Source organism: Rheinheimera sp., from assembly GCF_036568245.1.
Classification (GTDB): Bacteria; Pseudomonadota; Gammaproteobacteria; order Enterobacterales; family Alteromonadaceae; genus Alishewanella.
The window spans coordinates 1-9,054 of sequence record NZ_DATCSY010000072.1 but is presented as its reverse complement, the minus strand read 5'-3'; the positions used below and the strand labels follow the sequence as shown (position 1 = coordinate 9,054).

The window sequence follows — 9,054 nt, the reverse complement described above, 5'->3', positions numbered from 1 at the left end:
TCTGGTGACGTATCTGACCCCCAAACTTGTGCCTTGGCTGGGGCAGGGCGACGATGTGCTTGGCTGGCAGTTAACTATGCTGATCTTCGGGGTTGCTGCTGCACTGATGTTTCTGATCACATTCTGGTTTACCCGCGAACGTATCAATCCGATTAATCAGATCCCTGATTCCGCCTGGCGCGATATTGCTGACTTAAAAGATAATAAACCCTGGTTGGTGCTGTTTGCACTGGCGCTGATCATTATGATTTGTATCACCATGCGCGCAGGCAGTGGTGTGTACTATTTTAAATACTTTGTGCAGCGCCCCGAGCTGGTGGGCGAGTTTTTATCTTCTTATATGTTTGCGCTGGCGCTTGGGGCGGCCAGCACACCGTTAATGACCCGCTTTATTGATAAAAAACGCTTGATGATTTTATTGATGAGCCTGACCGGAGTGTTGTCCATCAGCCTGTATTTTGTTCCGCCGCAGCAGGTAGGCCTTATTTTCGCCATTAATCTGGCAATCGGTTTTGTGCTTGGACCAAAATCGCCGCTGGCGTTTTCAATGTATGCCGACACGGCTGATTACAACGAGTGGCGCACCGGCCGGCGTGCGACGGCAATGACATTCTCTGCAGCCACGTTCTCGCAAAAACTTGGTGGTGCAATCGCATCAGCCGCAATCGGCTGGCTGCTGGCATTGCTGGGTTATGTTGCGAATGAGCAGCAAAGCGCTGCATCACAGGATGGCATAGTGCTGCTGATTTCTGTGATCCCCGGTGTTATCGCGCTGTTATCTGCATTTGTTATGCGGTTTTACAGCCTGGATAACCAGCAGCTAGCCAAAATTCAATATGAGCTGGCTGAGCGCAAAGCGGCAGCTAAATCGTACTAACAGCACCATAAGCACGCAGTTACAGTTAAGGAGTCTGCGCACTATGTCTATCGCAACACAGGCGGTCGTTATGCAGCCAAATGCTGACCGCTACGAATTGTTCAGTCCGGTGAAAATGCCGCAGGCCGCCGCATTTTTATGGAACAAACACATGATGATCCAGCTGAATTGCCGCGGCTACGCTACTGCGCAGTTTATGCAACCAGAACCGGCAAAGTACGCTCATGCGCCTAATCTGGAAGCAAAAACCTTTATGCAGCCGGAACAACCTTATTATGCGCATCACCCTGGCCGGTTTGTATACATCAAAGATGAGCAGAGCCACGAGATTTTCTCTGTGCCCTATGAGCCTGTACGCAGCAACGCTGAGAGTTTTGTGTTTTCTGCCGGTAAAAGCGATATCAGTTGGGTATTGCAGCAACAAGGGTTAAAGCTGCAATGGCAGCTCTGCTTAAGCCCGGACGAGCCGCATGAACTATGGCAGCTTGTGGTGACTAACTTAAGCCCACAGCCGCGCAAGCTCAGCATTTATCCCTATTTCCCGGTAGGCTACATGTCATGGATGAACCAGTCAGCCCGCTTTGAGCCACAGCTGAATGCTATTGTTTGCTCATCAGTGACGCCCTACCAGAAGTATCCGGATTACTTTAAAAACAAACTGTTGAAGGATAAAACCTTCCTGCTGGCCGAATTTCAACCTGATAGCTGGCAGTGTGCGCAGCAGTCGTTTGAGGGCGAGGGCGGCCTGCATGCGCCGGACGCATTGCAACATGCCGAGCTTGATAAAGGCGATGCCTTATATGAAACGCCAGCCTGTGTGATGCAATACCGCTTGCAGTTAGCCGCCGGTGCGCAGCAGCGTTATCGCTTTGTGTTCGGCCCGGCATTGGATGAAGCAGAAATCGCCGCAGCCCGCCAGCGTTACTTTTCTACCGCTGACGGTTTTACCCTTGCACAGCAACAATTTGCTGACTATATCGCGCAGGGGCAGGGCTGTCTGCAGATCACCACGCCGGATAAAGCGCTGGATAACTTTGTTAATCACTGGCTGCCACGTCAGGTGTATTATCATGGTGATGTCAACCGCCTGACCACAGATCCGCAAACCCGGAATTATCTGCAGGATAATATGGGCATGAGTTACGTGCGTCCGCAAGCCTTTCGCACAGCGTTACTTACTGCACTGGCGCAGCAACACCGCAGTGGTGAAATGCCAGACGGCATTTTATTGCACCCGGAGGCTGAGCTCAAATACATCAATCAGGTGCCGCATACGGATCAGTGTGTCTGGTTGCCGGTATGCCTCAGTGCTTATCTTGCGGAGACGGATGACTATGCTTTATTACAACAGACGATCGCTTTTGCCGACAGTGATGAGGCACAGACTGTCTTTGAGCATCTTTGTTTGGCGATGGGCTGGTTGTTGCATAAACGTGATGAGCGTGGTCTGAGCTATATTGAACAGGGCGACTGGTGTGACCCGATGAACATGGTCGGCTACAAAGGTAAGGGCGTGTCGGGTTGGCTGTCGCTGGCAGCTGCCTATGCGCTTAACTGCTGGGCGGATATCTGCCAGCAGTTAGGTCAGCATGAATATGCTGCACAATACCGTACAGAAGCAGATAATTTTAACCAGGCAGTTAACCGCCATCTGTGGGATGGCAAGTGGTATGGCCGCGGTATTACCGACGATAACGTGGTGTTTGGTATCAGTAAAGATGTTGAAGGCCGTATATACCTGAACCCGCAAAGCTGGGCCATGTTAAGCGGTGCCGCCGATGCTGAGCAACTTCAGCTGATGCTGAACGAAATCGATGCCCAACTGGTGACGCCTTTTGGCGTACAAATGCTGGCACCGGCCTATACTGCTATGCGTGACGATGTCGGACGTGTGACGCAAAAACATCCGGGATCGGCCGAGAACGGCTCGGTGTATAACCATGCTGCGGCGTTTTATCTGTTTGCGCTTTATCAGGTTGCGCAGCCTGACCGGGCTTATCAGGTGCTGCGGCAAATGCTGCCGGGGGATGATGCCACAGATTATCTGCAGCGGGGCCAGTTGCCGGTATACATACCAAACTATTATCGCGGTGCCTGGCAGCAACTGCCGCGCACGGCAGGCCGTTCCAGCCAGTTGTTTAATACCGGCACCGTACACTGGATTTACCGCTGTCTGATTGAAGGCCTGTTTGGTGTTAAGGGCTGCCCGCAGGGGCTGCAATTTAACCCGCAACTGCCATCGCACTGGTCTGGCGTTACGCTGGAACGTGAGTTTCGTGGCGCGCATTTTTCTGTCAACATCAGGCGTCAGGCTGAACTGACAGCAGCTCAGCTTATCGTTAACGGCGAAACACAGGCTGATATGGTGTTTAGCAATATCATGCCCGGGCAACGTTATCAGGTAGACGTATTGCTGCCAGCATAAGGAGGCATTCAATGTTACGGATAGGGTTACTCGGGGCGTCGAGAATCGCTGACAAAGCTATCTTTCAGGTGCTGCCACAGCTTAGCGGTTTTACCGCACAGGCCGTTGCAGCGTCAAATAAGGCAAAAGCCCAAGCCTATGCTGATACGTTTGCAGTCGCTCATGTGGCAGAGAGTTATCAGGCGCTGATAGCACGGGATGATGTTGATGTGATTTATAATGCTCTGCCACCTTCTGAACATGCCTACTGGACCATGCAGGCGTTGCAGCATGGCAAGCACGTGTTATGTGAAAAGCCCTTTGCGATGGATGCCTCCGAAGCAAGCGCTATGGTGCACAGTGCTGAGGCTTCGGGCAGATTACTGCTGGAGGCATTTCACTACCGCTTTCATCCGCTGTTTGCTGAAGTGCTTTCACTGGTGCAGTCCGGTGCTATTGGCCCACTTTTACATTTGCGCGGTAACTTCTCCGTGCGGATCCCATACTTTGCCGGTTCGTTACGTCATGAAGCTGCGCTGGGTGGCGGTGCCATGATGGATCTAGGGTGTTATCCGCTGCATTGGGTTCGCACCGTAATGGGCAGCGAGCCTGTCGTGCAAAGCGCTGGGTGTATCCGCAGCGCAACCGCAGAGGATGGTGCGCAGATAGACGTAACGATGCACGCCCGGCTGCAATTTGATAATGGTGTGTTTGCTGATATCGGTTGCAGTATGGCGGAGCATTTAAGCCGCACGCCTGATACCAGCCTGGTGCTGGAAGGTACGCAGGGCCAGATAGAAGTTAGCGGCTTAATCACACCGCATCTGGCAAATAGTATCAAACTGACAACAGCCGATACTGAGCGCAAGTACAGCGTGCCCGGCCACAGCACCTACTATTATCAGCTGTTGCACTTGCAGGATTGCCTGCAGGGTAAGGCCTCGCCACTTACTGGCGGAGTGGATGCTATTAATAATATGCGTTTACTCGACCAGATTTATCAGCAGGCAGGATTGTTAAGCAGGGGGCAGTGCCGTCAGTAAAGGTTGTTGCAGTAGCCAGTGGCTGTGGCAGCTAGGTTGACTAAGTTGCTGCGCGATATCAGGCATTGCGTAGTTCACCTGCCTTGCTTATAGTGCGCAGAAGAGTCATTTCCGCTCGGACTCATCTACATGGACCATTTGTTAGCTATTAAAGTGTTTTGTCGTGTCGTTGAAGCCGGCACCTTTAGCCGTGCTGCTGATTTACTGGATATTCCCAAGTCTACAGTAACCAAGCTGGTGCAGGAGCTGGAAGCGCATCTGCAATTAAAATTACTGCACCGTACAACGCGGCGGGTAACGGTAACAATGGAAGGGGCAGCTTATTACGAAAGAACGAATAAGCTGCTGCATGAACTTGAAGATATTGAGAGTAACATCAGTAATGAGCAGCGCACGCCACGCGGCAGGTTAAAAGTAGATATGGCATCTGCCATAGCCAACTTTATTTTGCTGCCGGCACTGCCGTCTTTTATACAGCAATATCCGGAGATTCAGCTGGAGTTGGGGGTCAGTGACACCAATATCGATTTACTGACCGACAACGTAGATTGCGTGATCCGCGGCGGTGAGCTCAGTGATACCTCGCTGATCGCTAAACGCATCGCCGAACTGAAGTTTGTTACCTGTGCTGCACCGCGTTACCTGCAACAATATGGTACTCCGCAAACACCGGATGACCTTAGCAGCAATCACCGCATCATTTACTACCGCTCGCGTAAAACAAACCGTGTGATGCCACTGCGATTTAGTAATAAACAACAATCGATGGAAATTCAGCAACAGGGCAGCCAGTTATCTGTCAACGACAGCACAGCGCAACTGACCGCCACACTGAATGGGCTTGGCGTGAGCCAGTTACCCTTGTTTATGGCTCAGCCTTATATCGACAAAGGACAGTTACAGCTGATTATGACCAACTGGCAGCGTGCCGCGTTTCCGCTATACCTGATTTACCCGCATGAGCGCCATCTGAGTGGCCGCTTACGCGCTTTTACGACCTGGGTAATGGACATTTTTCAGCCTTACCGTCCGTACTAAACTCCATCTTCATAAAAATGTCATATGTTATGCCAAAACATTATTCACAGCTGTGAATAATGTTGTCGGGTTTACTGTATTTATCATATGTGTACCGATCGGTATATTACCTGCTGTTAAAATGCAATGCCCTTTGCAGGGCTGAAATGACAGGTAGCGTTTATGAAACAGTTAGTTTTACCCTTAGTGCTGATATCAGGCTTGCTCAGTGCACCTCAAGTGATGGCTGACAGCAGGGTAGAGCAGATCTCACAGCTTTCTATTGAGTATTTAAAAGGTGAAGGCAGGGTCAACGGCGTAAGGTTGGGTTACCGGCCGCTGGAGTTTCACTTTACTACATTACCTCTGGTCGGAGACGCTAACATGTATATCGAGGCCAGCACTAACTTCTGGCAGTATGGCCAGCCGTCGCAATACCAGACAAATGTGGCATTGGCGTTGTCGCCGGTGCTGAAAAAGCAGTTTGCTAACTGGTATGGTAAACCGGTGTTGTGGGAGTTCGGTATAGGCGTCAGCATGCTGACCAAACGTGAGTTTGCCGGTAAAAATCTAGGCTCTCACTTCCAGTTTGAAGATCGTTTGGGTTTATTGTTTGGTCTCGATCAGAAAAACAGCAAAATGTTGGCTGTGCGTTATATGCACTATTCAAACGCCGGCTTATCCAGCCGTAACCCTGGCATGGATTTTCTTAATATTGCCTATTCCTGGCGGTTTTAATCCGCCAGGGCGGCAAAATGGAGTTGCCAGCTGTCAGCACTAACTGTCAGGTAGCTACTTTGCGTATACCAGTCACCCAGTACATAACGTTCTGCAGTTTCGCCATTAACATTTAACTGGTGTACCGCAGGCCTGTGGGTGTGGCCATGGATCAGCTTTGATACCCCTGCTTCGGCCATTACTCTTGGAACTTCTTCCGGCGTAACATCCATAATCTGAGGCTGAGCCTGCAATTTATATTGCTGTTTATGTTCAGCACTGCGTGCCCTTGCTTTGCGCGCCAGACGCTGGCGATACCATAACGGCATGTTTAGCATCAGCCACTGCCACCAGGGTTGGTTCCACCACTTGCGAAACTTCTGATAGGCAATGTCCAGTGTACATAAGCTGTCGCCGTGCATTATCAGTGTTGGTGTGCCGTATAAGTCTATTACCTGAGACGGTGGTAGCAACGTCATACCGCATCTGTCAGCGTAAGCTTTACGCAGGAAAAAATCACGGTTGCCATGAATAAAGTACAGCGCAACGCCCTGGTTACTCAGTACTTTAAGCGCATTTGCAACTTCAGCTAGCAAGGGCTCCGGGTTGTCATCGCCTATCCATACCTCGAATAAATCACCCAGAATATACAGCGCTTGTGCATATACCGCTTTTTCGCGAAGAAAACGTAAAAAAGCGGCTGTGATATCGGGCCGATCTGCCGCCAGGTGCAGATCGGCGATAAACAGCGTATGCGGATTTGACATTAACTGGCAGGCTTAAGCGTGCAGCTCTGCTTTTTCAATAATGACAGGTGCTACCGGCACATCGCTGTGGCCCTGTGCACGGCCAGTTGCTACTTTTTTAATAGTATCAATAACGTCCATACCTTCTGTTACTTCGCCAAATACGCAATAGCCCCAGCCAGAGCCAGTTTCAGAGCTGAAGTTTAAAAAGTCATTATCTGCCACGTTGATAAAAAACTGGCAGGTAGCAGAATGTGGGTCGTTGGTGCGTGCCATGGCAATAGTACCTTTTTTATTTGGTACTTTATTGTTCGCTTCGTTTTTAATCGGTGCTTTGGTTTCTTTTTGTTCCATGTCCGGCGTAAAGCCACCACCCTGGATCATAAAACCATTGATAACGCGGTGGAAAATGGTGTTATCAAAGAAACCGTCTTTTACATAGCTGATGAAGTTCTCAACGGTTACCGGTGCTTTGTCGGCAAACAGGTTAAGTTTAATTACGCCATAGTTGGTATGTAAGCTAATCATTATCTGCAATCCTTACTCTTAACTCTTCATTTAAAGTGGCGCTATTCTAGCGCAGCACCGCCAAATCATAAAGCAAGGATAGCGGTGTAAAAATACCGGTGATACACTAACGCGCTTTCGCAACATCAGGAATAGACGGCCACAGCGGCCATTTTCGGGGACGCCATGTTACAGATATTTAATACCTTAAGCAGAAAAAAAGAACAGTTCACACCAATAGTGCCGGGTAAAGCCGGGCTTTATGTCTGCGGTATTACAATTTATGACTACTGTCACGTTGGTCACGCCCGGACTTATGTTGCCTTTGACGTCATTAACCGTTATTTGCGTTTTTTGGGTTTCGATGTGACGTATGTGCGCAATATTACCGACGTTGATGACAAAATTATCAAAAGAGCGGCAGAAAATAACGAGAGTTGCGATGCGCTGACTGAACGCTTTACCAAAGCAATGCACGCTGACTTTGATGCGCTTGGTTTGATGCCTGCCGACATTGAGCCGCGGGTTACTACACATATGGCCGAGATCATTCAGCTGATAGAAGCGCTGATAGCAAAAGGCTATGCCTATGTCGCTGCCGATGGCGATGTACTGTTTGATGTCAGTAAATATGATGCCTACGGTGAGCTTAGCCAGCAAAACCTGGAGATGCTTAAATCCGGTGCCCGGGTAGAAGTGGCCGACAACAAAGATGACCCTCTGGATTTCGTGCTGTGGAAAAGCGCTAAGCCGGGCGAGCCGTTCTGGCAATCGCCATGGGGCAATGGCCGCCCTGGCTGGCACATTGAATGTTCAGCAATGAGCGCAAAACACTTAGGTGAGCATTTTGATATTCACGGTGGCGGTTCAGATTTACAGTTCCCGCATCATGAAAACGAAATTGCCCAGTCAACCTGTGCGCATGGCCATAAATATGTCAATACCTGGATCCATACAGGTATGGTGCAGGTGGATAAAGAGAAAATGTCTAAGTCTTTAGGCAACTTCTTTACGGTAAAAGACGTGCTGGCGCAGTACAACGCTGAAGCGGTGCGTTACTTCCTGTTATCCAGCCATTACCGCAGCCAGCTGAACTATTCGGCAGAAAACCTGGAGCAGGCGCATGCCGCCTTAGGCCGGCTTTATACCGCGCTGCGTAACGTTACACCGTCGACTGACATCGACATGCAAAGCGATTATATTGCCCGTTTTAAAGCGGCGATGGATGATGACTTCAACACGCCGGAAGCCTTACCGGTACTGTTTGAACTGGCCCGCGAGGTAAACCGCTTTAAAGAAACTGAGTCTGCCAAAGCGGCAGAACTTGCAGGCATACTGAAATTACTCGCCGGTGTGCTGGGTATGCTGCAGGGCGATGCTGAGCAGTTCTTACAATCCGGCGCGTCAGATGACGACGTAGCTGAAATAGAGACGCTGATTGCCAAGCGCAACACCGCCCGCGCCAACAAAGACTGGGCAGCAGCAGATGCCGCCCGTGATGCGTTAACAGCCAAGGGTATTATTGTCGAAGATAAAAACGGTGTAACCAGCTGGCGTAAAGGCTGATTAAGTTACCCCGATAAAAAAACCGCCAACTGGCGGTTTTTTATTGTCAGCCTTAAACCACCTCCTATGGAGGTGGTGATCGTTTAGTCGGGGCTATGCCCGTAGAGTACCCATGTTAGATACTTCGCTCGTTTGTAACCAGCAAATGAGGAAGTAAATAACATGAGTAGATATAAA

General features: G+C 49.9%; 8 protein-coding genes. 6 read left to right on the top strand and 2 right to left on the bottom strand.

The window, feature by feature from the left end; genetic code table 11:
- From VIN66_RS03250 to VIN66_RS03230, 5 genes are all read left to right on the top strand, one after another.
- Positions 1-877, top strand: an 877-nt coding sequence (locus VIN66_RS03250) for an MFS transporter (RefSeq protein WP_331922650.1), incomplete at its 5' end; no start/stop codon positions are given.
- Positions 878-920: 43 nt separating this feature from the next.
- Positions 921-3,302, top strand: coding sequence for a GH36-type glycosyl hydrolase domain-containing protein (locus tag VIN66_RS03245; protein WP_331922649.1), 2,382 nt, complete (start codon positions 921-923; stop codon positions 3,300-3,302).
- Positions 3,303-3,313: 11 nt separating this feature from the next.
- Entirely contained in the window at positions 3,314-4,324 is a 1,011-nt protein-coding gene (locus tag VIN66_RS03240) for a Gfo/Idh/MocA family oxidoreductase (protein ID WP_331922648.1), read from the top strand.
- Between the two features lie 129 nt (positions 4,325-4,453).
- Complete coding sequence (locus VIN66_RS03235) at positions 4,454-5,362, top strand: LysR family transcriptional regulator (protein ID WP_331922647.1); 909 nt, start codon at positions 4,454-4,456, stop codon at positions 5,360-5,362.
- A 162-nt stretch (positions 5,363-5,524) separates the two neighbouring features.
- Entirely contained in the window at positions 5,525-6,079 is a 555-nt protein-coding gene (locus VIN66_RS03230; RefSeq protein ID WP_331922646.1) for an acyloxyacyl hydrolase, read from the top strand.
- Here the strand turns inward: VIN66_RS03230 and VIN66_RS03225 are convergent.
- Both VIN66_RS03225 and VIN66_RS03220 read right to left on the bottom strand, forming a co-directional pair.
- The gene (locus VIN66_RS03225; RefSeq protein WP_331922645.1) at positions 6,076-6,825 is read right to left on the bottom strand and encodes a UDP-2,3-diacylglucosamine diphosphatase; all 750 of its coding nucleotides are present in this window, start codon (positions 6,823-6,825) and stop codon (positions 6,076-6,078) included. The two genes, VIN66_RS03230 and VIN66_RS03225, sit on opposite strands and share 4 nt — an antisense overlap.
- A 12-nt stretch (positions 6,826-6,837) precedes the next feature.
- Entirely contained in the window at positions 6,838-7,332 is a 495-nt protein-coding gene (locus VIN66_RS03220; RefSeq protein WP_331922644.1) for a peptidylprolyl isomerase, read from the bottom strand.
- A 165-nt stretch (positions 7,333-7,497) separates the two neighbouring features.
- On the opposite strand from VIN66_RS03220, the gene cysS reads away from it, so the two are divergent.
- Positions 7,498-8,877 (top strand): cysteine--tRNA ligase, encoded by a 1,380-nt coding sequence (gene cysS, locus VIN66_RS03215; RefSeq protein ID WP_331922643.1) that lies wholly within the window; start codon positions 7,498-7,500, stop codon positions 8,875-8,877.
- Positions 8,878-9,054: the final 177 nt, after the last annotated feature.